Here is a 22,458-nt window from a genome sequence, read left to right as displayed (position 1 = left end):
TTTGAAGGGGGCTGCTCCTAGTACGAGAGGACCGGAGTGGACAGACCTCTGGTGTACCGGTTGTCACGCCAGTGGCATTGCCGGGTAGCTAAGTCTGGAAGAGATAACCGCTGAAAGCATCTAAGCGGGAAACTTGCCTTAAGATGAGATTTCCCAGAGCCTTGAGCTCTTTGAAGGGTCGTTCGAGACCAGGACGTTGATAGGTCAGGTGTGGAAGTGCAGTAATGCATTAAGCTAACTGATACTAATTGCCCGTACGGCTTGTCCCTATAACCTTAGCAGGTTATGGTGAATGAGAAGTACGTTGGAACGTTCGTTGATACAACAACTTCATTACCCCATTTACTTACTTCTCCAGATTCGGAGCGCCGCTGAAAGCGTCGCTCGTACAAGTCAATGCCTGATGACCATAGCAAGTTGGTCCCACCCCTTCCCATCCCGAACAGGACCGTGAAACAACTCTGCGCCGATGATAGTGCTGCAACCAGTGTGAAAGTAGGTTATCGTCAGGCTAGTTATAAGAAGAAGCCCACCAGGTGATCCTGGTGGGCTTTTTTGCGTTCAGTGCAGGTGGGGTTTTTTTTCGTCTATTGATTCATGCGCTGTGTGTGCGTCCACTGGTGGTCCGATGCCGAAACCGCCGAAGCGTAGGTGCGGTAGGTCTGGCCTTCGCCTGGCCACGGGTTCATGATGTACACGTAATTCACGCCATTGGCCGTTTCATAGCCACGCCCCACCATGATATGGCCGCCGCCGCTGCTCCAGCCGTAGCGGATCACGAACGGGCGGTTCGTATTGATATCCGACACCACGCTGTTCCATGACGAGGCCGAGTTGTACGCGGTATTGCTGACGCCCCAGGCCTTGAGGATGTTTTGCACGCTGCCATTGCTGCCATACATGCTGTTCGGCTGGTTGGCGTTGCTGTTCCAGTTGAAGTTGCTGTTGCCGCAGGCGTAGTTCAGGCCGAAGGCCCAATTGACGATCTGGCACTGGCTGGGTGTCTGGCCGTAGAAGTTCAGCACGGCCTTGCTGGAACCGGCCCAGCACCACTGGCTGTGCTCCTGCGTCACCAGCGGCACGTTCAGGGTTTTCCACTGTGCGAAGGCAGACGGCAGCGCCGCCAGCAAAGCCGCGCTCAATATCAAACTGTTTAATTTTTTCATGAGAGTCTCCTAGTTGCGAGCCGCTTAGCGCGCGCTCTCCAGATTCTTTTTGACCGCCGCGCGCAGCGGCTCCAGCAGCTCGCTCGCATCGAGCAGGCCGTCGCCGGCGGCTTTGCGCTGCAGCAGCAGCGACTGCCGTGCTGAATGCAGTGGCGCGAAGCGGGCGGCGCCGTTCTGGGCGGAGCTCACTTCCAGGAAATCGGATTGCGCCTGGTAAATACGCAGCACGCGCACATTCGAACGGTCGGCGTTGCCATAGGCGGTCATCGCCGCATCCAGATCCTTGGCCAGCACGGTCGCGCCATAAGCCACCGTTTCCCATTTGCCATTGACCTGTTCCACCGTGGCCAGGCCGATCGGCTGTTCGTTGAGGGTGACGACGAAGCGCCAGATGCCGGTGGGCTTGGCCATGGCCTTCAGTTCGCGGCGGCCGGCCAGCAGGTCGGCCGGGTCGACGGTGTAGACCGGGAAGCCATAGGCGATGCGGGCGTCCTTCAAGTCCTGCACGTCGGCCACGTCCAGCGGGAAACCTTGCGGCGCGCTGCCCGCATGGTTCTGCACCTGGAACTGGACGAACTGCGTGAAGTCGCGCCGGGCGGCGCTGCTTGCGCCGTCTTGCTGTGCCTGTGGCGATGCGCCGATCGGGGCGGGTTGGGCGAATAGCGTCGGACTGGATAGGCTCAGGCAGCCTGAAATGGCCAACCCGAGCAGGGTGGAAATACGCGGCATGGTTTCTGTCTCCTCTTGCTGATGGGGTAGGGGCTGCCGGTCGAGAAGGGCAGCGAGGCCCATTCTAGGTAATCCAATATGCAAGTTTGTGGTTTTTCCACATTTGAGACAGAGGCCACACGGATTTTTGATTTCTTAACAATCGAAAGGTGCTCGGGCCCGATGTGACGTATTGCAACGTGTCATGACAATTGCTGTCCACGTGCAGATTTGGGTTGTATTATTAGCCCATCGTCGTGTTCAATCCACTAGAGGTGCATTCATGTCAGAAGCAAAAAAATTTCGTCTGGTAACGCGCAGCGACTTCGACGGTTTGGTGTGCGCAGTCCTGTTGAAGCATCTGGATATGATCGATGAAATCCTGTTTGTCCATCCGAAGGATATGCAGGACGGTAAGATCGCCATCAGCGACAATGACATCACCACCAATCTGCCTTTCGTCCCTGGCGTGCACATCGCCTTCGACCACCATTTGTCGGAAACCATCCGCAACACCGGCGATCGCAAGAACCATGTGATCCATCCGGAGGCGCCGTCGGCCGCGCGCGTGGTCTACGATTACTACGGCGCCGAGAAGGCTTTCCCTGCCTCGTGGCACGACATGATGGTGGCAGTGGACAAGGGCGACGCCGCGCGCTTCAACGAGCAGGAAGTGTTGAATCCGGAAGGCTGGGATTTGCTGAACTTCCTGATGGATGCGCGCACGGGTTTGGGCCGCTTCCGCGAGTTCCGTATCTCGAACTACAACCTGATGATGGATTTGATCGACTACTGCAAGAATCACACGATCGCCGAGATCATGGCATTGCCGGACGTGAAGGAGCGCAAGGAGCTGTACTTCGAGCATGCGGAGAAGTGCAAGGAGCAAATCCGCCGCTGCGCCACCGTGCACAAGAACCTGGTGGTGCTGGACCTGCGCGACGAGGAGATCATCTACGCCGGCAACCGCTTCATCATCTATGCGATGTATCCGCAGACGAATATCTCGATCCACGTGCTGTGGGGATTGAAGAACCAGAATACCGTGTTCGCCACCGGCAAGTCGATTTTGAACCGCACGTCGAAGACCAATATCGGCGCGCTGATGCTGGAGTATGGCGGCGGCGGGCATGAGAATGCGGGCACCTGCCAGGTCGACAACGAGCGGGCGGAAGAGGTGCTGGGCGCTTTGATCGCGCGAATAAATTCCGAAGGGTAATTATAAAAAAACGCCATGTGGCCGTGCGACGATCTTGAGCGTCGCAAGCGCACATGGCGTTTTTTTACGCCTCTTCTTTTTCAGGAAGGGCGATCTGGTTGTCCACACTGAACTGGTAATCCTTGAACACGTGCTCGGCGGTCAGCAGCTGGTATTCGCCGTTGGCCTTTACGTGCGTGGTGTCCTTCAGGCGGTAGGTGTAGTGGCCGCAGGTCCAGCAGTTGAAGTTGCGCATGTGGGTGCACAGGCAGGTCTTGTCCATGACCACGATATTCTTCTCGGTCGGATGCGCCGCCACTTCGCGGTTGTACGAATTGATGTAGGCGCAGTTGCCGGTCGCGTCCAGCAGGTAGCCGTAGGACTCGCAGCCCGGACGGATGCCAGCGCCGATGGCCGGCGTGTTTTTCAGCATGCGCATCGGATAGCCGGTCGGCGAGACGCCGTTGACGATGATGTCTTCTTCCGACGCCTTGAAATATTCCTGCTTGACCTTGGCCGGCAGGCCGCACTCGTTGGTGACGGTGAAGCGGGTCGCCACCTGCACGCCCGCCGCGCCCGCTTCGAGGAAGCGCACCGCGTCGCTGCCGGTGAAGATGCCGCCGGCCGCGATCAGCGGGATGTCCAGGTTTTCCGCCTTCAGGTAGTCCAGCAGTTCCTGGGTGATGGTCATCAGGTCGTACTCGGCCCAGTCCATGCCGAAGCCCAGGTGGCCGCCGGCCAGCGGGCCTTCGACGATGATGTAGTCCGGCAGGCGGTCCAGCTTGGCGTTCTTGCGCAGGAAGATCTGCAGCGCGCGCACCGACGACACGATGATGCCGAGCTTGGCTTCACGGAAGCGCGGGTGGTCGGCCATCAGCGCGAACGAGCCGAAGTGCAGGCCGGCCGACAGCGTGATGCCGTCGATGCCGGCGTCCAGCGCCGCGTTCAGGCGGGTGCGCAGGGTTTCGCGCGGGCCGTTCATGGTCAGCTTTTCCATGCAGTTGACGAAGATCAGGCCGGGGCCCTGCTTGGCCGCCATGGTGGCGCCGATGTGGCGGCGCTGCGCGTCGGCCAGGCGTTCCAGGTCGAACTGCACCACGGACTTGTCCATGTTGTTGATGTTGAACTTGTAGAGCTTGGTCTTGTCCTTGACGAAGCTGGTGTCGAACTTGCGATCGGACACGTCTTCCACCATCGCATCGGAGATGTGGCCGATGCCGCCCAGGCGGGCTGCTTCCAGCGCCAGTTCGGACGTCGAAATATCCACGCCCATTCCGCCAACCATGATGGGCACGTACTCGTTTTTGCCAAATCGCAGGCGGAAATCATCAACACGTTTCATTGCTATCCTTAGACTACCGAAGTTGGTTGCCGGGCGTAAAGCCCGACGCTATGCGTGAAATGCGGTCGCGCGTGAGTACACCCGCATGGAGCCCGCTTTGATTCTACTCCACGTGTACTACAGCATTGTGACGCCGCGCCGGGCGTCGCGCGAGGAGGTCAGTCGCGGAAGTTGTTGAATTCCAGCGGCATTTCTGGCACGTCCTTGCGCAGCATGGCCATGGCCGCTTGCAGGTCGTCGCGCTTGGCGCCGGTGACGCGCACGGCGTCGCCCTGGATGCTCGCCTGGACCTTCATCTTGCTGTCCTTGATGACGCGCACGATTTTCTTGGCATCGTCGGATTCGATGCCGTTTTTGATCTTGATCACTTGCTTGACCTTGTCGCCGCCGATTTTTTTGATGTCGCCGTCTTCCAGGAAGCGGACATCGACCTTGCGCTTGGACAGCTTGTTGGTCAGCACATCGCGGACCTGCTGCAGCTGGAATTCGGAGTCGGCGACGACGGTCAGTTCGTTTTCCTTGTGCTCGACAGAGGCGCCCGTACCCTTGAAATCGAAACGGGTGGCGATTTCTTTTTGAGATTGCTCGACAGCATTCTTCACTTCGATCATATCGGCTTCGGAGACTACATCAAACGACGGCATAACTATTTCCTTTTCGTGTGGCATGCAGCATGAATCAAACTCACTGCATCAAAGACTGACATTTTAACGGACAACCGGCCCATCGCCGCCATATCGACGCTGGTTTTTTGCTTGTTTCGCTCTATAATCGATCAAATTTCCCAGGTTTTTCCTCCATGCATCCACAGTTCCCCATCCAATACCAGTTCCCATTGCAGTCCCTCAACACCTTCGGCATCGCGGCGAGCGCGCACGCGTATTTGCGTGTGACAAAAACAGAGCAACTGCTCGGCGTTTTTGCTGATGCCGCCTGGGTTTCTTTGCCGAAGCTGGTGCTCGGCGGCGGCAGCAATTTACTGTTGACGCAGGACTTCCCCGGACTGGTTTTGCACATCGCGCTGCAAGGCCGCGAGGTGCTGGCCAGCGACGAGCATCACCACTACGTGCGCGCGGCGGCCGGCGAGAACTGGCACGAGTTCGTGCAGTGGACGCTGGCGCAGGGATTGGGCGGTTTGGAAAACCTGTCGCTGATACCGGGCACGGTGGGCGCTGCGCCGATCCAGAACATCGGCGCCTACGGCCTCGAAACCAAGGACGTGTTCCACAGCGTGACAGTGTTCGATCCGTCCACCTCAAGCACGCGCACGATGGATGCCGCGGCCTGCCGCTTCGGCTACCGCGACAGCATTTTCAAGCAGGAGGATGGCCGCCGCCTGATCATCGTCGACGTCTGCTTCGCGCTGCCCAGGCAGTGGCAGCCCAATCTGCGCTATGCGGAACTGGCGCAGGCCTTGGCGGAGCAGGGCATCGCCGCGCCGAGCGCGCAGCAGGTGGCCGACACGGTGATCGCGATCCGTCGCCGCAAGCTGCCCGACCCTGCGGTGATCGGCAACGCCGGCAGCTTCTTCAAGAACCCTGTGGTGACGGGCGCGCAATGCGCGGCGCTGCTGGAGCGCTTCCCGGCGCTGGTGCATCACGCGCAGCCGGACGGCAGCGAAAAGCTGGCGGCGGGATGGCTGATCGATCAGTGTGGATGGAAGGGGCGCAACCTGGGCGCGGCGGGCGTGTACCCGAAACAGGCGCTGGTGCTGGTGAATAACGGCGGCGCGCAAGGCGCCGATGTGGTGGCGCTGGCGCGCGCTATCCAGGCAGATGTGCAGGCGCGCTATGGCGTGCTGCTGGAACCGGAACCGGTCTTTGTTTGATTGAGTGAGGCCTTAACCCGGTAAGGCAGGGTCGGACCCCGTACGGGGTCCGACCCTTGGTGGCCGCCTTGCGGGGTCAGCCGAAGTGGCAAACGTAATCGACTGTCTCGACGGTCTCGATATCGAAACTCGAATTGGCGGCCACGTTGAACTGCTGGCCCGCCGCGTAGGACTGCCATGCGCTGGCGCCGGCCAGGCGCACCTTGCACACGCCGCCGATGATTTCCATCGTTTCCGGTGCGCCGGTGTTGAAGGTCAGGCTGGAAGGGAAGATCACGCCGACGCTTTTCTTGCTGCCGTCGGCGAAAATCACATTGTGCGAAACGCATTTGCCGTCGAAGTAGATGTTCGATTTCTTGACGACGCTGACTTGATCAAATTGAGCACTCATACTGCTGTTTTTCCTTGGTTCGATTCAGGTTGAGAGACCAGGCAGGTCGTCCGCGTTCACCACGCGGTTGCGGCCGCCGCGCTTGGCGGCATACAGGGCCTGGTCGGCTTGCTGGATCAGCTGGTCGACGCTGGAGGATGCCGACGGCACCACGCTGGCCACGCCTATCGACATGGTCACGGTGGAGAACTCGGTATCTGCCTGCGGATTCTCGATGGCCAGTTGTTCCAGATGACGGCGGCACGACTCGGCCACGATCAGTGCCCCAGTCAGTGGTGTCTCCGGCAGGATAATCGCGAATTCCTCGCCGCCGTAGCGTGCGGCCAGGTCGGCCGGTCGCTTTAAATGTTCGGTCAATACAGCTGCCACTTTTTTCAGGCACAAATCGCCCGCCAGGTGGCCGAAGCTGTCGTTATACAGTTTGAAGAAATCCACGTCGCACAGCAGCAGCGTCAATGGCTTCTTGTCGCGCTGGCCGCGCTGCCATTCGATGCGCATGGTGTCGTCGAAGCGGCGGCGGTTGGCGATGCCGGTCAGGCCGTCGAGCGCCGCCAGCTTTTGCAGTTCGATGTTGGCGTCGGCCAGCTGCTTCTGGCTCGCGCGCAGGAAGCGGAAAGCCTGGTCGCGCTGCAGGCGGCTGATGTGGGCGCCCGAGTGGTAGCGGATGCGCGCCAGCAGTTCCAGCTTGTCCGGCAGCTTGACCATGTAATCGTTGGCGCCGGTGGCGAAGCTGTGCGCCTTGAGCTTGGGATCCTCCTTGGCCGACAGTACGATCACTGGCACGTTGCGCAGTTCTTCCTGTTCGCGGTATAGCTGGATCAGGCCGAAGCCGTCGATGGTCGGCATCACCAGATCCTGCAGGATGACGGTGGGTTGCAGCTGCTGCGCCGATTGTACCGCCAGCGTGGCGTCGGTCACGTAGTGGAATTCGATATCGGGCTGGTCGCTCAACATGCGGCGCACGGCTTCGACGATGATCAGCTGGTCGTCCACCAGCAGTACCCTGACCTTGAAGCTGGTCAGCGATTGTTCCGGATCGGTTGGGACTACAAGTGCTTCTGACATCAGTATTCTCTTTCAGGAACGGCCACCCAAGGTGCTGCGCAAGACCGGTCCGATCTTCGCCAGCGGTAAAATCATTTGTGCCGCATCCAGCTCCGCGGCGGCGCGCGGCATGCCGTAGACGGCGCTGCTGCCCTGGTCCTGGGCGATGGTGGCCTGGCCGGCGCGGCGCATGGCCAGCAAGCCTTCGGCGCCGTCGCGGCCCATGCCGGTCAGCAGCACGCCAACCGCTTCCCCTTTCCAGTGCTGCGCAACGCAGTGGAAAAACACATCGACCGACGGACGGTAGGCATAGTCCTTCGGCTCTGCATCGTAACGCAGGCGATAGTTTTGATCCAGCGTTAAGTGGTCGTTGCTCTTTGCGATCAGCACCGTGCCCGCCACCAGTTCGTCGCCTTCCTCGGCGGCGCGCACCGGCATTTCCAGCTGTTCGCCCAGCCAGCGGGCGAAATTGTCGGCGAAGTGCTGGTCGATGTGCTGCACCACCACCACCGCACAGCCGCGCGGCGGCTTCCACCCCGCCAGCATCTTGGACACCGCCACCGGACCGCCGGTGGAGGCGCCGATCGCCAGCAGCGAGGTGACACGCTCCGCCGCTTCCGCGCCGTCGGCGCCGTGGCCATTGCCGTTGCCTGCCGATCGAGGCATCATCGCCTGGCTGCCGCCGCTGTGGCGTATCAGCTTGTCCATGGTGCGGATCTTGGCCAGCAGCTCGGCGTCGCCGCCCGGCTGGCCCTGCAGGACCGGAGTCGCCGTCACGTCCAGCGCGCCGGCGCCCAGCGCGCGGAACACCTGGTTGACGTTGTCCTGCGGCCGGCCGGTGACGACCAGGATGGCGCACGGGCTTTGCTCCATGATCTGGCGCGTCGCCTCGACGCCGTCCAGCTCCGGCATGTTCAGGTCCATCAGGACGAGGTCCGGCCGGTTGTCGGCGCACATGCGCACCGCTTCCAGTCCGGTGCGTGCTATCCACAGCACCTGGTGCTCCGCCGTGCTGGCGACCACGCGCCGCAGCGCTTCGGCTGCCATGGCGACATCGTTGGCGATGGCGATCTTCATCTGCGGGCGTCTCCAATCAAATCGCTGACGGCGTCGAGCAGCGTCTCGTCGTGGAAGCTGCCCTTGGTCAGGTAGTAGTCTGCACCGGCCGACAGGCCGCGCGCGCGGTCCTCGGGACGGTCTTTGTAGGAGACTATCATGACTGGCAGCTTATGCAGGTGTATGTCTTTCTTGATCAGCGTTACCAGCTCGATGCCGTCCATGCGCGGCATGTCGACGTCGGTGATCACCAGGTCGTAGTCGCCGCTGCGCACCACGTTCCAGCCGTCGATGCCGTCGATGGCGATATCGACCAGGAAGCCGCGGCTGAGCAGCAGCTTGCGCTCCATCTCGCGCACGGTGAGCGAATCGTCGACCACCAGGATGCGCTTGGTCTTGCGGCGCTCGGCCTGGTCGGACTTGGTCAGCTGGTGCAGGCCGCCTTCGTGCAGCAGCTTGTCGATGGAGAGCAGCAGGTCGGGCACGTCGAGGATCAGCACCGGCTCGCCGTCGTCGAGCAGGGCGGCGGCGGAGATGTCGCGCATCTTGCCGAAGATCGGGTCCAGCGCCTGCACTGCCAGGCTTTGTTCGCCGCGTATGGCTTCAACCACCAGCGCGTAGCGGCGCGCGCCGCTGCCGATGACGACCACCGCCAATTCTTCGCTGCTGGAGTCGGTGTCGCCCAGCTCCAGCACCTGCGCGGCGGAGACCAGGCCCAGATGCTCGCCGCCGAGATCGAAGAACTGCTTGCTCTCCAGCGTGTGGATGGCGGACTGCGGCACCTTGATGACGCGCTCCACCTGCACGATGGGCACGGCGTAGGCCTCGCCCTTGACGTCGACCACCAGCGCGCGCACGATCGACTGCGTCAGCGGCAGCGTGATGTAGGTGCGGAAGCCGACGCCCAGTTCGGATTCGATGCGCACGGTGCCGTTTTGCGAACGGATGGTCTCGTGCACGATGTCCAGGCCGACGCCGCGCCCGGAAATCTCGGTGGTGCTTTCCTTCAGGCTGAAGGCCGGCAGGAACAGGAACTCCATCAGCTCGGCGGGCGACAGCGAGGCCGCCATCTGCGGGCTGGTCATCTTGCGGTCGATCACGCGGGCACGGATTTTTTCCAGGTCCACGCCCTTGCCGTCGTCGCTGATCTCGATGCTCAGCATGCCGGCGCGGTGCCTGGCCTCCAGCACGATGGTGCCGGCGCCGGGCTTGCCGGCGGCGATGCGCTGCTCCGCCGTGTCCATGCCGTGGTCGACGGCGTTGCGCAGCATGTGGTTGAGCGGGCTCTCGATCCGCGCCAGGATGTCGCGGTCGACCAGCGTGTCCTCGCCGATGATCTCCAGCCGCACGTCCTTGCCCATGCCGCGCGCCAGGTCGCGCACCATGCGCGGGAAGGCCTGCACGCCGTCGCGGAAGGGGCGCATGCGCAGCGTCAGCACTTCGTCGACCATGCCTTGCGATACGGCCAGCAGGCGGCGTTCGTAGGCTTCGATGTCGGCGATGTGCTCCAGCACGAACTGCTTGAGCGGGTGGGTCTTTTGCAGCGCCAGCAGGGATTTCTCTTTCAGCCCGGCGTCGCTGCTGTTGGAGATCGCCTCGTGCAGTTGTTCGATCAGCGCGAACAGGCTGCTCTGGTTGCGCTTGAAACGCTGCATGTCCTGGATGAAGGGATGCATCTGGTGCGCACTGATGCGCGACTCGCTGGCCAGCGACAGCAGGCGGTCGAAGTTCTGCGCCGTCTTCAGCGAGGCCGGTGTGCGCGCGGCGATGGACGGCGCATCCTCGGATACGGGCGCGGACGGCGCGGCGGCGATCGGCAGCTCGCCAGGCTGGAAGGCAGTGGGCGCGGCCGGTACGGGCGCAGGCGGCATGAGGCCCGCTTCCACTTGCAGGTTGACCGGCTCGGGCAGGAAGGCGATGCTGGCGATGGAGTCCAGGGTTTTTCTGATCAGCGCGGAGTTGGCGGCCAGCCAGGCGTCGACGCCGCTGTCCTGCAGCCGCGAGAGCTGAAGGATCAGGTCGACGCCGGCCAGCAGCACGTCGACCCGGTTGGGCGTGAGCGCCAGCTTGCCGTGTTGGGCGGCGATGAAGGCGTCCTCCATGCCGTGCGCCAGCTGCACGACCACTTCCAGGCCGACAATGGCGGCCGCGCCCTTGATCGAGTGCGCCGCGCGCATCATCGATTCGACGGCGCTGGCGTCGTTCTTCAGGCGCTCCATGGCCAGCAGGCCGTCGGTGAGGATCTGGGTCTGGCTGTCCGCCTCCATGCGGAACAGGTCCAGCATGGAGAACTGGCTGAGGTCTCCGTTGTTGTCCTGGCTCATCGCAGTGTCCTCGCAAGTTGGTAGCCGATCAGCGCCGAGTCGAGCACGCCGATGTGCATGTCTTCATGCGCTATCACGCCGGACAGGAAGCGCGACAGGCCCTTGTTGATGGTGGCGGCCGGCGCCTGCACCGAGGCGGTGGCGTAGCGCAGGATGCCGTGCAGGTCGGCCACCGGCAGCGCGTAGGCCTGGTCTTCCCATTGCGTCAGCAGCAGGCGCGCGAAGGTGTGGCGGTGGGTGGCGGCTTCGCCTTCGTTTTCGTCGATGCCCAGCAGCGCCGCCAGCGACATGCAGGGATACAGCGTGCCGCCGACGTTGACGATGCCGCTCAAGCCGCGCTCCGCGCGGTGCGGCAGGCGGTGCGGCTTGGCCTGCGGCGCGACCGAGACGAACATCCTGGTCGGCAGCGACAGCCATTCGCGGCCGATGCGGAACACCAGGCAGGAGGCGTCGAGCTGCTGCGCGCCGGTGGCGGCCTGGCGGAAGTGGGCTGCCCAGTCTTTCTTGTAGTCGTCGCCGACGGCGCGCTGCAGGTTGCGCTGGGCGGCGCCGGCGTACACTTCGCAATTGCGGCAGTGGACCGCCTGCTCCAGCTTCTCGCAGCTTTGGTCGCCAACGACGCCGATGCGGTTCCAGCAGTCGTCGATGTTGACGATGGCGATGGGGGAGGTGGTGGTAGTCATGGTCGGGCGCCCTTATGATTCCTGCTGGCGTTTGTAGATGCGCGCGGCGCGGGCCTTGAGCGCGCTGGCGCCGGCCGGGTCGTTGTTGGTCTCGGCCAGCAAGGCCAGGTGGCACAAGGCTTCGTAGTGGTCCGGTTGCAGGTAGATGCAGCGCTTCCAGTAGTCCTCGGCGAGCTTGTGCTTGTTCGTCAGTTCATTGACCAGGCCGAGGATGAAATAGGCTTCGGCCGAATCGGGCGACTGCGCCAGATGGTCGCGGCTTTTGTTTTCGGCTTCCTTCAGCTGTCCCAGGTCGGCAAGGCGGCGCGCGTCGGCCAGCAGGTCGGCTGCGGGCAGGGGCGCGTGCGGCGCCGGCACAGGCGTCGGCGCGCCGGCGCGCACCCGCGCCGGAGCAGGCACGGGCGCAGCAGCGGGAGCAGCGGCAGGGCGGGCAGGGCGCGGCGCGGTCTTGGCGGCGGGCTTTGCGGCCCGCGTGGCGGTGGGCGCGCCTTCCTTCCTCAGGCCGAAAGCCTGCGGATACTGGAGCGGAATGAAGCCGTCCTGGCAGAACGACGGTACTTCCGCATAGCCGGCGAAGAGCAGGCCGTCCTCGGACAGCAAGGCGTTCAGCCTGGCGATGGCGGCCTTGGTGGTCGGCTTGTCGAAGTAGATCAGCAGGTTGCGGCAGAAGATCACGTCGTAGTAGCCTTTCCGCGCGCCCAGGTCGAGCTCCAGCAGATTGCCCTGTTTGAAGCGTACCTGCTTGCGCAGCGCATCGCCGATGCTGTAGTCGTCGCTGCTGCCGTCGCTGGTGAAGTGGCGGTCGCGGAAGCCCAGGTCCTGGCTGCGGAAGGCGTTGCGGCCGTAGACGCCGTTCTTGGCGCGGGCGATGCAGCCGGCGCTGATGTCGTAGGCGTCGATGATGAAGCTGTCCGCCGGCACGCCGGCATCGGCCAGCACCATCGCCATGGTGTACGGCTCCTCGCCGCCCGCGCAGGGGATGGACAGGATGCGCACCATGCGGCCGCCATCGGCGGCCAGCCGTGCGCGGACAAATTCGCTGGCGGCCTGGAAGGCTTGCTGATCGCGGTAGAACCACGACTCCGGCACCACCACCAGCTCCACCAGCGCCGCCAGTTCTTCCGCCGTCATGCGTTCCAGGTAGAGGTCCTGGTTGGCGGCGGCGGTCTGCTCCATGCGCTGCCTGACCGCGCGCTCGACCGAGGACTTGGACAGCGTCAAGCCGGTGGCCTCGTGCAGCATGGCTTGTACGGGAGTCATGTCTGGAACAGCGTCGCGCGCAGCGATGCCGGCAGCAGTTGTTCAAGTTCGACCAGCTGCAGCATGCCGCCTGCGTCGCTGGCCACCTGGCCGAGGAAGGGCGCGGCCGTTACGCCGCTGTCGGCGAGCTGCGCCTCGGCCACCTCCTGCACGCCCAGCACGCGCTCCGCGCGCAGGCCAAGCAGGTGGTCCGTGCCTTCCGGCGCGTGATAATCCACGACGATGATGCGGGTGTCGAAATGATCGACGCCCGAGGGCAGGCCGCTGATGCGGCACAGGTCGATCACCGGCACCGACTGGCCATGGAAGTCCATCAGGCCGGCCACGGCGTCCGGCGCCAGCGGCAGGTGCTTCAGTTCCAGCAGCGGCAGCACGCGCACCACGTCGCGCAGGCGCAAGCCGTAGCGGTCGGCGCCGATGTGGAAGATCAGCAGTTTCATCGCGCGCTCCCGTCAGGCCGCGACGGCAAAGTTGGCGACGCTCGATTGCAGGTCGCCCGCCGCATACTGCAACTGGTGCACCGCCTCGCTGGTGGCCTTGAGCGATTCCACGGTTTGCTGGGTGGCGTCGTTCAGCTGCATCATGGTTTCCGAAATCTGCTGCGCGCCCACCGCCTGCGACTGCATGCCCTGCAAGACGGCGTCGAACTGCGGCGCCAGCTTCTGCACCTGGTCCATCACGCCGGACAGCTGGTCCGTCACCTGGCGCACCTCGCCGACGCTGCGGCGTATCTCCTCGGAGAATTTGTCCATGCCCATCACGCTGGCCGACACCGCCGACTGCATCTCCTTGAGCATCTGCTCGATGTCCCAGGTGGAGACGGAAGTCTGGTCGGCCAGGCGGCGGATCTCGGTGGCGACCACCGAGAAGCCGCGTCCCGCCTCGCCGGCCTTCTCGGCCTCGATGGCGGCGTTGAGCGAGAGGATGTTGGTCTGGTCGGCCACCTTGGTGATGGTGATCAGGACGCTGTTGATGTTGGAAGCCTTCTCCGACAACGCCGCCAGCTTGGCGTTGATCGAATCGGTGGCCGAGACCATGTGCTGCATGGTGCTGTCCATGCGGCGCAGGTTGTTCTGGGCGTCGGCGGTGGCGTTGGTGGTGTAGTCGGCGACGGCGGTGGCGTCCTCCATGGTCTTGAGCAGCTGCGCGGTGTTGGCGGAGATTTCCTTGGTGGTGCTGAGGATCTCGACGCTGGTCTGCGCCTGCTCGATGCCGGTGGCCTCCTGCTGCTTGGCCGAGGCGGCGATCTCGGTGGCCGATGTCGTCACCTGGATGCCGGCCTTCTGCACGTTGTTGAGCAGGGCGCGCAGGTTTTCGAACATGCGGTCCAGGCCATGCGCCAGCTGGCCGATGGCGTCGCTGCCGGCCACCTCGATCTTGCCGGTCAGGTCGCCGGCGGCGGCCTTGGAGACCACGCCCAGCAAGGAGTCGACCTTGGACTTGAGCAGGTTGGTGGCGGCCAGCTCGTTGGCCTGGCTGTCCTGGATCGATTGCGCCATGCGGTTGAATTCCGTCGACACCTGGCCCAGTTCATCGGCCGACAGCACCGCCGCCCGCGCCGACTGCTCGCCGGCGGCGATACGGCCCACCGCGTGCGTCAGGTTGTTCAGGGGCGCCGCCAGCGCGCGCACCAGCAGCCACGCGATCACCGCCGACAGCACCACGCAGGCCAGGCCGCCGCCGGCCAGCACCAGGCGCATGGTCTCCTGCAGGTTGTTGGAGGCTGAGGAGCGTTCGGCCAGCAGCTTCTGTTCCTCGGCGGTGGCATCGTCCATCGATTTGTAGATCGAGCGGGCGGCCGCGTTGCCGCCGACCTGCTGCGGGCTGTGGCCCATCGCGTCGGCCGCTCCCGGCTTGTCGCCCAGCTCCTTGCGCATCACCAGCTGCGATTCAATGACGTCGCGGGTCCATACCTCGATCATGCTTTCCAGTTTTTTGAAGCGCTCGACCTGGACCGGGTTATCGCCGGTCAGCTTTTGCAGCGCATGCAGGGAGACCGGCAGGTCGGCCAGTTCCTTGCGGGCGTTGTCGAGACGGACGGAGTCGCCGGTCAGGTAGTAGCCGCGTGCCTCCACCTGCACTTGCAGCAGGTCGTTGCGCAGCTTGTCGATGGACTGTATCACCTCCATCGTGTGCCGGTCCCACCCATTGGCTTCGGCAAGACTGGTGAATTTGCTGTAGGCGATCGACAGCAGCAACAGGATGATGGCGAGGATGGCGCCAAAACTCATGTACAGCTTCTTCTTGATGCTCAAGTCTTTAAACATGCTTTCTCCACGCGCCGCAATAGACGCGGCATTGTCCCATGCTTAAGCCGCGACGGCAAAGTTGGCGACGCTCGATTGCAGGTCGCCCGCCGCGTACTGCAGCTGGTGCACCGCCTCGCTGGTGGCCTTGAGCGATTCCACGGTCTGCTGGGTGGCGTCGTTCAGCTGCATCATGGTTTCCGAAATCTGCTGCGCGCCCACCGCCTGCGACTGCATGCCCTGCAAGACGGCGTCGAACTGCGGCGCCAGCTTCTGCACCTGGTCCATCACGCCGGACAGCTGGTCCGTCACCTGGCGCACCTCGCCGACGCTGCGGCGTATCTCCTCGGAGAATTTGTCCATGCCCATCACGCTGGCCGACACCGCCGACTGCATTTCCTTGAGCATCTGCTCGATGTCCCAGGTGGAGACGGAAGTCTGGTCGGCCAGGCGGCGGATCTCGGTGGCGACCACCGAGAAGCCGCGTCCCGCCTCGCCGGCCTTCTCGGCCTCGATGGCGGCGTTGAGCGAGAGGATGTTGGTCTGGTCGGCCACCTTGGTGATGGTGATCAGGACGCTGTTGATGTTGGAGGCCTTTTCCGACAACGCCGCCAGCTTGGCGTTGATCGAATCGGTGGCCGAGACCATGTGCTGCATGGTGCTGTCCATGCGGCGCAGGTTGTTCTGGGCATCGGCGGTGGCGTTGGTGGTGTAGTCGGCGACGGCGGTGGCGTCCTCCATGGTCTTGAGCAGCTGCGCGGTGTTGGCGGAGATTTCCTTGGTGGTGCTGAGGATCTCGACGCTGGTCTGCGCCTGCTCGATGCCGGTGGCCTCCTGCTGTTTGGCCGAGGCGGCGATCTCGGTGGCCGATGTCGTCACCTGGATGCCGGCCTTCTGCACGTTGTTGAGCAGGGCGCGCAGGTTTTCGAACATGCGGTCCAGGCCATGCGCCAGCTGGCCGATGGCGTCGCTGCCGGCCACCTCGATCTTGCCGGTCAGGTCGCCGGCGGCGGCCTTGGAGACCACGCCCAGCAAGGAGTCGACCTTGGACTTGAGCAGGTTGGTGGCGGCCAGCTCGTTGGCCTGGCTGTCCTGGATCGATTGCGCCATGCGGTTGAATTCCGATGTCACCTGGCCCAGCTCATCGCCCGACAGCACCGCCGCCCGCGCCGACTGCTCGCCGGCGGCGATGCGGCCCACCGCGTGCGTCAGGTTGTTCAGGGGCGCCAGCAGCGCCTTGATCAGCAGGTAGCCGATGGCGATGGCGAGCAGCACGCACAGGATGCCGCCGCCGATCAGTATCAACGACATGTTCTGCTGCAGTTCGCCGGCCAGCGTCGAACGCAATACCAGCAGGCGGTTTTCCTCGTCGCTGATTTCGCGTATCAGCGCGCGCACGTCGGCGATGGTCTTGGCGCCGTTGAGCACATCGGCCGCCGTGGCCACCTGCTGCGTTACGCCGACATGCTTGTTCAACTCGCGGCGCTTGTCCAGCAGCGGATGGATGACGTTGACGATCCAGTTGTCCATCATCGGGCCAAGGCGCGCCAGGCGCTCCTGCTGCGCGGGGTTGTCCGATGTGAGTTTTTTGATGGCGGCCAGGTGGCGGTGCACGGCTTCCTCTTCGGCGGGAATCGCCTTGGTGGTGCTCTCCTCGCCGGTCAGCATGAAGCCGCGGGTCGAGGTCTGGATCTGCAGCAGCGCGGTCTCGATCCGGTTCGCCTCCAGCAGCACCTCCAGCGTGTGCCGGTCCCACCCGCTGGCGGCCGACAGCTGGCTGAAATTATTGTACGACATGGTCAGCAGCACCAGGATGATGGCGACGATGGCGCTAAATCCGAACGTGAGTTTTTTCTTGATACTCAGATTATTCAACATGATTCACCTATGGGGCGCTGGTCGTGGGAGCAATGTATCACCTTGCCGCGTTTTATGGAGGACAAAAAAAAAGGCCGCTCAGAGAGCGGCCCTTGGCGCGGCAGGTATGTGGCTTATTGGCCGCGCTTCAAGCGTGCGTTGGCGGCGATGCGCATGCGCAGCGCGTTCAGTTTGATGAAGCCGCCGGCGTCGGCCTGGTTGTAGGCGCCGCCGTCTTCGTCGAAGGTGGCGATGTTCATATCAAACAGGGAGTCGGTCTTCGAATCGCGCGACACCACGATCACATTGCCCTTGTAGAGCTTTACGCGCACCCAGCCGTTCACGGTGGCCTGGGTGTGGTCGATCAGGGTTTGCAGCGCGACGCGCTCAGGCGCCCACCAGTAGCCGTTGTAGATCATCGACGCGTAGCGCGGCATCAGGTCATCCTTCAGGTGGGCCACTTCGCGGTCCAAGGTGATCGATTCGATGGCGCGGTGGGCCTTGAGCATGATGGCGCCGCCAGGGGTTTCATAGCAGCCGCGCGACTTCATGCCGACGTAGCGGTTTTCCACCAGGTCCAGGCGGCCGATGCCATGCTTGCCGCCCAGGCGATTGAGTTCGGTCAGCACGGTGGCCGGCGACATGCGTACGCCGTTCAGGGAGACGATGTCGCCTTTTTCGTATTCGATGTCCAGGTATTCCGCCTGGTCCGGCGCCGCCTCGGGGCTGACGCTCCAGCGCCACATCGATTCCTCGGCTTCGGCGCTCGGGTTTTCCAGGTGGCGGCCTTCGAAGGAGATGTGCAGCAGGTTGGCGTCCATCGAGTACGGCGCGCCGCCGTTCTTGTGCTTCATGTCGATGTCGATTCCCGCGTCTTCCGCGTACTTCAGCAGTTTTTCACGCGACAGCAGATCCCATTCGCGCCATGGAGCGATGATCTTCACGCCTGGCTTCAGCGCGTAGGCGCCCAGTTCGAAACGCACCTGGTCGTTGCCCTTGCCGGTGGCGCCGTGCGAGATGGCGTCGGCGCCGGTCTCGTTGGCGATCTCGATCAGGCGCTTGGCGATCAGCGGGCGGGCGATCGAAGTGCCCAGCAGGTATTCGCCTTCGTACACGGTGTTGGCGCGGAACATAGGGAACACGAAGTCGCGCACGAATTCTTCACGCACGTCGTCGATGTAGATGTTCTCAGGCTTGATGCCGAACTTGATCGCCTTGGCGCGCGCAGGCTCCAGCTCTTCGCCCTGGCCCAGGTCGGCGGTGAAGGTGACGATTTCGCACTGGTAGTTATCTTGCAGCCACTTGAGGATGACGGAGGTATCGAGGCCGCCCGAGTAGGCGAGGACTACTTTTTTAATATCGCTCATGCTAGTTCCAATTGGTGTGAAGTGTTAGGTGTTGGCTGCCTGGGCGCCATTGCCCGCGTCGACGCGGCCGATCAGCAGGTACTCGATCAGCGCCTTCTGGATGTGCAGGCGGTTTTCCGCCTCGTCCCAGACCACCGACTGCGGGCCGTCGATGACTTCCGCCGAGACTTCCTCGCCACGGTGGGCGGGCAGGCAGTGCATGAACAGCGCGTCCGGCGCGGCGCGCGACATCTTGGCGCTGTCGACGATCCAGCCGTCGAAGGCCTTCAGGCGGGCGGCGTTTTCTTCTTCGTAGCCCATGCTGGTCCAGACGTCGGTGTTGACCAGGTGCGCGCCCTGGCAGGCGTCGGACGGGTTCTCGAAGAAGGTGTAGCGGTCGGTCGAGACCAGCGACATGTCCATGTCGTAGCCCTTCGGGGTCGACACGTTGACGTGGAAGCCGAATACCTCGGCCGCCTGCAGCCAGGAGTACAGCATGTTGTTGGCGTCGCCCACCCACGCCACGGTCTTGCCGGTGATCGGGCCGCGGTGCTCGTAGTAGGTGAAGATGTCGGCGAACACCTGGCATGGATGGTGTTCGTTGGTCAGGCCGTTAATCACCGGCACGCGCGAATTGGCGGCGAAACGCTCGATGATGTCCTGGCCGAAGGTGCGGACCATGATGATGTCGCACATGCGGCTCATGACCTGGCCGGCGTCTTCCACCGGTTCGCCGCGGCCCAGCTGCGAGTCGCGCGTGTTCAGGTAAATCGCCGCGCCGCCCAGCTGGTGCATGCCGGCTTCGAAGGACAGGCGGGTACGGGTCGAGTTCTTCTCGAACACCATGACCAGCGTGCGGTCGATCAGCGGGTGGTAGATCTCGTAGTTCTTGAATTTCCGTTTGATCAGGTGCGCGCGTTCGATGACGTATTCGTATTCGTCTAACGTAAAGTCGGAAAACTGCAGGTAGTGCTTGATCGGTTTTTGGATAGACATATTAACAACTGACAGGAGAGCGGGGCGTGGGGCGAGGTGCCTGGCCGGCTTAGCCGAACAATTATAAAGGCAATTCGGCCGATGTGTCGGATTGCCGCAGAATCTCCTGTCTATACAGGTAATCCTGCGCCGCAGTGGCTAAGTGTAGATTTGCGTCGCCGCCGCGGTCTGGTGCTGCGGCGCCGTCAGAGGGAGATCGAGGGTGAAAGTGGTGCCGTCGCGCGTGCTGTGGACGCTGATCTGGCCACCGAGTAGCGAAGTGACAATGTTGTAGCTGATCGACAGTCCCAGCCCGCTGCCGCCCTGACCGAGCTTGGTGGTGAAGAAGGGATCGAAGATGCGCGACATGTGCTCGGGCGCGATGCCGCCGCCGTTGTCTCGGAAGCTGACCAGCACCCGGCCCTCGGCCGGCGTGGACGCGTGCAGCCACATGCTGCCGCTGCGGTCGCGGGCGAAGGCGTGCAGCAGGGCGTTGTTGATGAAGTTGGCGATCACCTGGCCGAAGGGGCCGGGGTAGCTGTCCATCGAGATCAGCTCCGGCACGTCGATTTCGATGCGGTGGTTGGCGGCGCGGATGCGGTTCATCATGGTCGCGATCACCTCGTGCGACACCTGCTGCAGATTGAATTCGCGGCGCTGTTCGGTGGTGCGGTCGACCGCCACCTGCTTGAAGCTGTTCACCAGGTCGGCGGCGCTGGTCAGGCCGCGCATCACCAGCTCGTGCGCCTTGCGGGCGTCGGACATGTAGTTCGCCAGCTCGGAGCGGCGCAGGCCGGGACCGTTGATCTGGGTTTCCAGCTCCTCGGTTTTTTGCATCAGCGTGCTGGCGATCAGCAGGCTGTTGCCGATCGGCGTATTCAGTTCGTGCGCCACGCCGGCCATCAGCGAGCCCAGTGCCGCCAGCTTCTCCTGCGATACCAGCTGGGTTTGCGCATCCTTCAGCTGGCGATAGGCTTCGGCGTTGTCCAGCGCGATGGCGCCGTACGCGCACAGCGTGCGGAAGATCAGCCGTTCGCGTTCGCCGTAGGCGCGGGCGTGCATGGCCTGCACCGTCATCACGCCCAGCGCGCGCTCGCCCACCGCCAGCGGCACGTACAGCGCGCTGACCATCAGCTGCGTGCCGGGCGACAGGAAGATGTCGTCCGGCCCGGCCTCTTCGACATAGATCTCGCGCCGCTCGCGCACGCAGCGCGCCGAGTTGGCGCGCGGGTTGTCGATGGCGATGGTGTTGGTCGGCAGCGCGTGGCCGTTCTCGATGCCGAAGGCGCGGCTGACCGTTTGGCCGCCCGGGTCGCACAGGTAGATGGCGAAGGTGTTGGCCGGCAGCAGGCCCTGGACGTGGCGGTTCAGCACCCGGAACACGGCGGCGGCGTCGAGGTGGGTGGTGATCTCCTGGCCGATGGCCGACAGGCGCTCCAGCGTGGCGCTGGTCTGCTGCAGCACTTCGGCGCGGCGCGCTTCGGAGGCCGCCAGCTCGCGGTGGTGGAAGCCTTCGGCGCGCGCGTGCTCGGTCTGGTGGTGCACCTGCATGGCGATGGCGCGGTTGGTGGCTTCCTGGCTGTGGGTCTTCTGGCGCGCGGCGGCGGCGGCTTGCGCCGCCGCGTAGGCCGCGGCGTAGTCGCCCATGCGCGCGTGCTCGCGGCCCAGCGCGTCGTGCAGGTCGCCGGGCAGGGTGTAGCCGTCGATGGCGGAGGCCACTTCCAGCGCCTGGTGCAGGTAGTGCAGCGTGGCGTTCTGCTGGGTCATGCCGGGCGGCGGCGGCAGCGCGTGGCGTTCGTGGATCACCGCAAGCACGCGCAGCCCCGCCACGTGGTTGTAGCGGTTGGCCTGTTCGGCCGCCAGGTCGACCGCGCGCATGGCCGCCTCCAGCGCCTCCTGCGGACGGTCGAGGAAGCACAGCGCGTGGGCCTGGCCGCGCCGCGCGATCGACTGGAAGTCGGCCTGGCGCAGCGCGTCGGCGCGCACCTGCATGCGGTGGAAGGCGTTGAGCGCGGCGCTGTAGTCGGCCTGGTCGAGCGCCAGGTCGCCCAGGTAGGACAGCGCGTGCGCGTAGCTGCGCGCGCCCGGCAGCGGCGCCATGATCAGCAGCGCTTCATGCAGCAGCTCTTCGGTGGCGTCGAGGCGGCCCAGGCGGCGCATGGTCTCGGCGGTGTGCATCAGGCAGGCGCCGATGCTGCGCGGCCAGCCGGTGGGCCGCGCCAGATCGAGCGCGCTTTGCATCCACTCCAGCGCCGAATGGTGGTCGTTGAGGATGGTGAAATTGAGGCCGATGTTGATGGCGGCGGTGACGGCCACGCGCACCTGGCCGGTCTCCAGCGCCGTTTCGTAGCAATGGATGTAGTGGCGCGCGGCGGTGCCATGGTCGCTGTGCTGGCTGGCCGCCAGGCCGAAGAAGTCGTAGACCCAGGCCGCGACGCCGGGATGCTGCGGCGCGTGGCCGGCGGCGAAGCGCTGGCCCCAGCGGCGCTCGGCGGTGGGCAGGTCCTGCAGCACGGCCCAGCGGGCGATGGCCGCTTCGGCGATGTCGGCGCGCTGCTCGTCGCCGGCGCGGCGGGCGGCGGCGGCCATCAGTTCCAGTTCGCTGTCGCCGGTGCCGTGGTCGCCGCGGTCGATGGCGATCCAGGCGCGCAGCCAGTGGGCGTCGGCGCAGCCCTGGTGGTCGCCCAGTTGGCACAGCTGGTCGTAGGCTTGTTCCGCCAGCACGGCGGCGTCGTCGAGCTGGCCGGACAGCCAGGTGGATTCGGCCTGCACCAGCAGCAGGCGGGCCGACACCAGCCGCATGTCGTCCTGCGAAAGCGCGGTGGCCGGCAGCAGCTGGCGGCCTTCGGTGGCGAGGGCGACGGCGCGCACGGTGTCGCGCTGGCGCAGGTGCCAGGCCAGCGGCACCAGCACCGGCAGGCGCGCAGGTCCGCGCAACGGCAGCAGGGCCGTTTCCCATTGCGCTACTTCGTCATCGACCGCAAACATGTCCATCAGTGTCCCCGGGCCGCACAATTGCCTTGAGGAATTATAG

General features: G+C 64.0%; 18 protein-coding genes and 2 rRNA genes. 4 read left to right on the top strand and 16 right to left on the bottom strand.

Features of this window, described 5'->3' with window-relative positions; all coding sequences use genetic code 11:
* Together DUGA2_RS29555 and rrf are read left to right on the top strand one after the other, a co-directional pair.
* A 23S ribosomal RNA gene (locus DUGA2_RS29555) occupies positions 1–269 on the top strand; the annotation flags it as partial.
* 130 nt (positions 270–399) lie between these two features.
* Positions 400–512 (top strand): 5S ribosomal RNA (rrf, locus tag DUGA2_RS29550).
* A 75-nt stretch (positions 513–587) separates the two neighbouring features.
* Here rrf and DUGA2_RS29545 read toward each other — a convergent pair.
* Together DUGA2_RS29545 and DUGA2_RS29540 are read right to left on the bottom strand one after the other, a co-directional pair.
* Positions 588–1,166, bottom strand: coding sequence for a C39 family peptidase (locus DUGA2_RS29545; protein WP_070272925.1), 579 nt, complete (start codon positions 1,164–1,166; stop codon positions 588–590).
* 24 nt (positions 1,167–1,190) lie between these two features.
* Entirely contained in the window at positions 1,191–1,895 is a 705-nt protein-coding gene (locus DUGA2_RS29540) for a hypothetical protein (RefSeq protein WP_070272924.1), read from the bottom strand.
* Positions 1,896–2,157: 262 nt separating this feature from the next.
* Here DUGA2_RS29540 and DUGA2_RS29535 point away from each other — a divergent pair, with 262 nt between their 5' ends.
* Positions 2,158–3,093 carry an exopolyphosphatase gene (locus tag DUGA2_RS29535; RefSeq protein WP_070272923.1) on the top strand — a complete coding sequence of 312 codons (936 nt, stop codon included), beginning with the start codon at positions 2,158–2,160 and terminating at the stop codon, positions 3,091–3,093.
* A gap of 64 nt (positions 3,094–3,157) precedes the next feature.
* Here the strand turns inward: DUGA2_RS29535 and DUGA2_RS29530 are convergent, their stop codons facing one another.
* Both DUGA2_RS29530 and DUGA2_RS29525 read right to left on the bottom strand, forming a co-directional pair.
* The gene (locus DUGA2_RS29530; protein WP_070272922.1) at positions 3,158–4,414 is read right to left on the bottom strand and encodes a nitronate monooxygenase; all 1,257 of its coding nucleotides are present in this window, start codon (positions 4,412–4,414) and stop codon (positions 3,158–3,160) included.
* Positions 4,415–4,572: 158 nt separating this feature from the next.
* Positions 4,573–5,058 (bottom strand): YajQ family cyclic di-GMP-binding protein, encoded by a 486-nt coding sequence (locus DUGA2_RS29525; protein ID WP_008446569.1) that lies wholly within the window; start codon positions 5,056–5,058, stop codon positions 4,573–4,575.
* Between the two features lie 155 nt (positions 5,059–5,213).
* Here DUGA2_RS29525 and murB point away from each other — a divergent pair, with 155 nt between their 5' ends.
* Positions 5,214–6,242, top strand: coding sequence for a UDP-N-acetylmuramate dehydrogenase (murB, locus tag DUGA2_RS29520; protein WP_070272921.1), 1,029 nt, complete (start codon positions 5,214–5,216; stop codon positions 6,240–6,242).
* A 76-nt stretch (positions 6,243–6,318) separates the two neighbouring features.
* Here murB and DUGA2_RS29515 read toward each other — a convergent pair whose 3' ends face one another.
* The 12 genes from DUGA2_RS29515 to DUGA2_RS29460 form a co-directional block, all read right to left on the bottom strand.
* A complete protein-coding gene (locus DUGA2_RS29515; protein WP_070272920.1) occupies positions 6,319–6,633 on the bottom strand; it encodes a pyrimidine/purine nucleoside phosphorylase in 315 nt (104 codons plus the stop codon).
* 24 nt (positions 6,634–6,657) lie between these two features.
* Entirely contained in the window at positions 6,658–7,698 is a 1,041-nt protein-coding gene (locus tag DUGA2_RS29510; RefSeq protein ID WP_070272919.1) for a diguanylate cyclase, read from the bottom strand.
* 12 nt (positions 7,699–7,710) lie between these two features.
* Positions 7,711–8,754, bottom strand: coding sequence for a chemotaxis-specific protein-glutamate methyltransferase CheB (gene cheB, locus DUGA2_RS29505; protein WP_070272918.1), 1,044 nt, complete (start codon positions 8,752–8,754; stop codon positions 7,711–7,713).
* Positions 8,751–11,057: a hybrid sensor histidine kinase/response regulator gene (locus DUGA2_RS29500; RefSeq protein ID WP_070272917.1), complete on the bottom strand. Its 2,307-nt coding sequence runs from the start codon at positions 11,055–11,057 to the stop codon at positions 8,751–8,753. Before DUGA2_RS29500 ends, cheB begins: the two co-directional genes overlap by 4 nt.
* The gene (locus DUGA2_RS29495; protein ID WP_070272916.1) at positions 11,054–11,740 is read right to left on the bottom strand and encodes a chemotaxis protein CheW; all 687 of its coding nucleotides are present in this window, start codon (positions 11,738–11,740) and stop codon (positions 11,054–11,056) included. The genes DUGA2_RS29500 and DUGA2_RS29495 overlap by 4 nt, the downstream gene beginning before the upstream one ends.
* A gap of 12 nt (positions 11,741–11,752) precedes the next feature.
* A complete protein-coding gene (locus tag DUGA2_RS29490) occupies positions 11,753–13,000 on the bottom strand; it encodes a protein-glutamate O-methyltransferase CheR (RefSeq protein WP_070272915.1) in 1,248 nt (415 codons plus the stop codon).
* The gene (locus DUGA2_RS29485; protein WP_070272914.1) at positions 12,997–13,440 is read right to left on the bottom strand and encodes a chemotaxis protein CheW; all 444 of its coding nucleotides are present in this window, start codon (positions 13,438–13,440) and stop codon (positions 12,997–12,999) included. Before DUGA2_RS29485 ends, DUGA2_RS29490 begins: the two co-directional genes overlap by 4 nt.
* Positions 13,441–13,452: 12 nt before the next feature.
* Entirely contained in the window at positions 13,453–15,267 is a 1,815-nt protein-coding gene (locus DUGA2_RS29480; protein WP_070272913.1) for a methyl-accepting chemotaxis protein, read from the bottom strand.
* Positions 15,268–15,309: 42 nt separating this feature from the next.
* Positions 15,310–17,124: a methyl-accepting chemotaxis protein gene (locus DUGA2_RS29475; RefSeq protein WP_070272912.1), complete on the bottom strand. Its 1,815-nt coding sequence runs from the start codon at positions 17,122–17,124 to the stop codon at positions 15,310–15,312.
* A gap of 113 nt (positions 17,125–17,237) precedes the next feature.
* Positions 17,238–18,470, bottom strand: coding sequence for an argininosuccinate synthase (locus tag DUGA2_RS29470; protein WP_070272911.1), 1,233 nt, complete (start codon positions 18,468–18,470; stop codon positions 17,238–17,240).
* A gap of 24 nt (positions 18,471–18,494) precedes the next feature.
* Positions 18,495–19,445: an ornithine carbamoyltransferase gene (gene argF, locus DUGA2_RS29465; RefSeq protein ID WP_070272910.1), complete on the bottom strand. Its 951-nt coding sequence runs from the start codon at positions 19,443–19,445 to the stop codon at positions 18,495–18,497.
* A gap of 138 nt (positions 19,446–19,583) precedes the next feature.
* On the bottom strand, positions 19,584–22,418 hold the full coding sequence (locus DUGA2_RS29460) for an ATP-binding protein (protein ID WP_070272909.1): 2,835 nt from the start codon (positions 22,416–22,418) through the stop codon (positions 19,584–19,586).
* Positions 22,419–22,458 lie beyond the last annotated feature (40 nt).

This window comes from Duganella sp. HH101 (genome assembly GCF_001758795.1).
Lineage (GTDB): Bacteria > Pseudomonadota > Gammaproteobacteria > Burkholderiales > Burkholderiaceae_D > Rugamonas > Rugamonas rivuli.
Note: the sequence above shows the minus strand (reverse complement) of the source record. Positions and strands in the feature narration are given on the sequence as shown.

Coding starts and splice junctions, on each gene's coding strand:
- DUGA2_RS29475 (WP_070272912.1), bottom strand. CDS start 17,124: ATGTTGAATAATCTGAGTATCAAGAAAAAACTCACGTTCGGATTTAGC.
- DUGA2_RS29490 (WP_070272915.1), bottom strand. CDS start 13,000: ATGACTCCCGTACAAGCCATGCTGCACGAGGCCACCGGCTTGACGCTG.
- DUGA2_RS29460 (WP_070272909.1), bottom strand. CDS start 22,418: ATGGACATGTTTGCGGTCGATGACGAAGTAGCGCAATGGGAAACGGCC.
- argF (WP_070272910.1), bottom strand. CDS start 19,445: ATGTCTATCCAAAAACCGATCAAGCACTACCTGCAGTTTTCCGACTTT.
- DUGA2_RS29485 (WP_070272914.1), bottom strand. CDS start 13,440: ATGAAACTGCTGATCTTCCACATCGGCGCCGACCGCTACGGCTTGCGC.
- DUGA2_RS29530 (WP_070272922.1), bottom strand. CDS start 4,414: ATGAAACGTGTTGATGATTTCCGCCTGCGATTTGGCAAAAACGAGTAC.
- cheB (WP_070272918.1), bottom strand. CDS start 8,754: ATGAAGATCGCCATCGCCAACGATGTCGCCATGGCAGCCGAAGCGCTG.
- DUGA2_RS29515 (WP_070272920.1), bottom strand. CDS start 6,633: ATGAGTGCTCAATTTGATCAAGTCAGCGTCGTCAAGAAATCGAACATC.
- DUGA2_RS29480 (WP_070272913.1), bottom strand. CDS start 15,267: ATGTTTAAAGACTTGAGCATCAAGAAGAAGCTGTACATGAGTTTTGGC.
- DUGA2_RS29525 (WP_008446569.1), bottom strand. CDS start 5,058: ATGCCGTCGTTTGATGTAGTCTCCGAAGCCGATATGATCGAAGTGAAG.
- DUGA2_RS29510 (WP_070272919.1), bottom strand. CDS start 7,698: ATGTCAGAAGCACTTGTAGTCCCAACCGATCCGGAACAATCGCTGACC.
- DUGA2_RS29535 (WP_070272923.1), top strand. CDS start 2,158: ATGTCAGAAGCAAAAAAATTTCGTCTGGTAACGCGCAGCGACTTCGAC.
- DUGA2_RS29540 (WP_070272924.1), bottom strand. CDS start 1,895: ATGCCGCGTATTTCCACCCTGCTCGGGTTGGCCATTTCAGGCTGCCTG.
- DUGA2_RS29545 (WP_070272925.1), bottom strand. CDS start 1,166: ATGAAAAAATTAAACAGTTTGATATTGAGCGCGGCTTTGCTGGCGGCG.
- DUGA2_RS29470 (WP_070272911.1), bottom strand. CDS start 18,470: ATGAGCGATATTAAAAAAGTAGTCCTCGCCTACTCGGGCGGCCTCGAT.
- murB (WP_070272921.1), top strand. CDS start 5,214: ATGCATCCACAGTTCCCCATCCAATACCAGTTCCCATTGCAGTCCCTC.
- DUGA2_RS29500 (WP_070272917.1), bottom strand. CDS start 11,057: ATGAGCCAGGACAACAACGGAGACCTCAGCCAGTTCTCCATGCTGGAC.
- DUGA2_RS29495 (WP_070272916.1), bottom strand. CDS start 11,740: ATGACTACCACCACCTCCCCCATCGCCATCGTCAACATCGACGACTGC.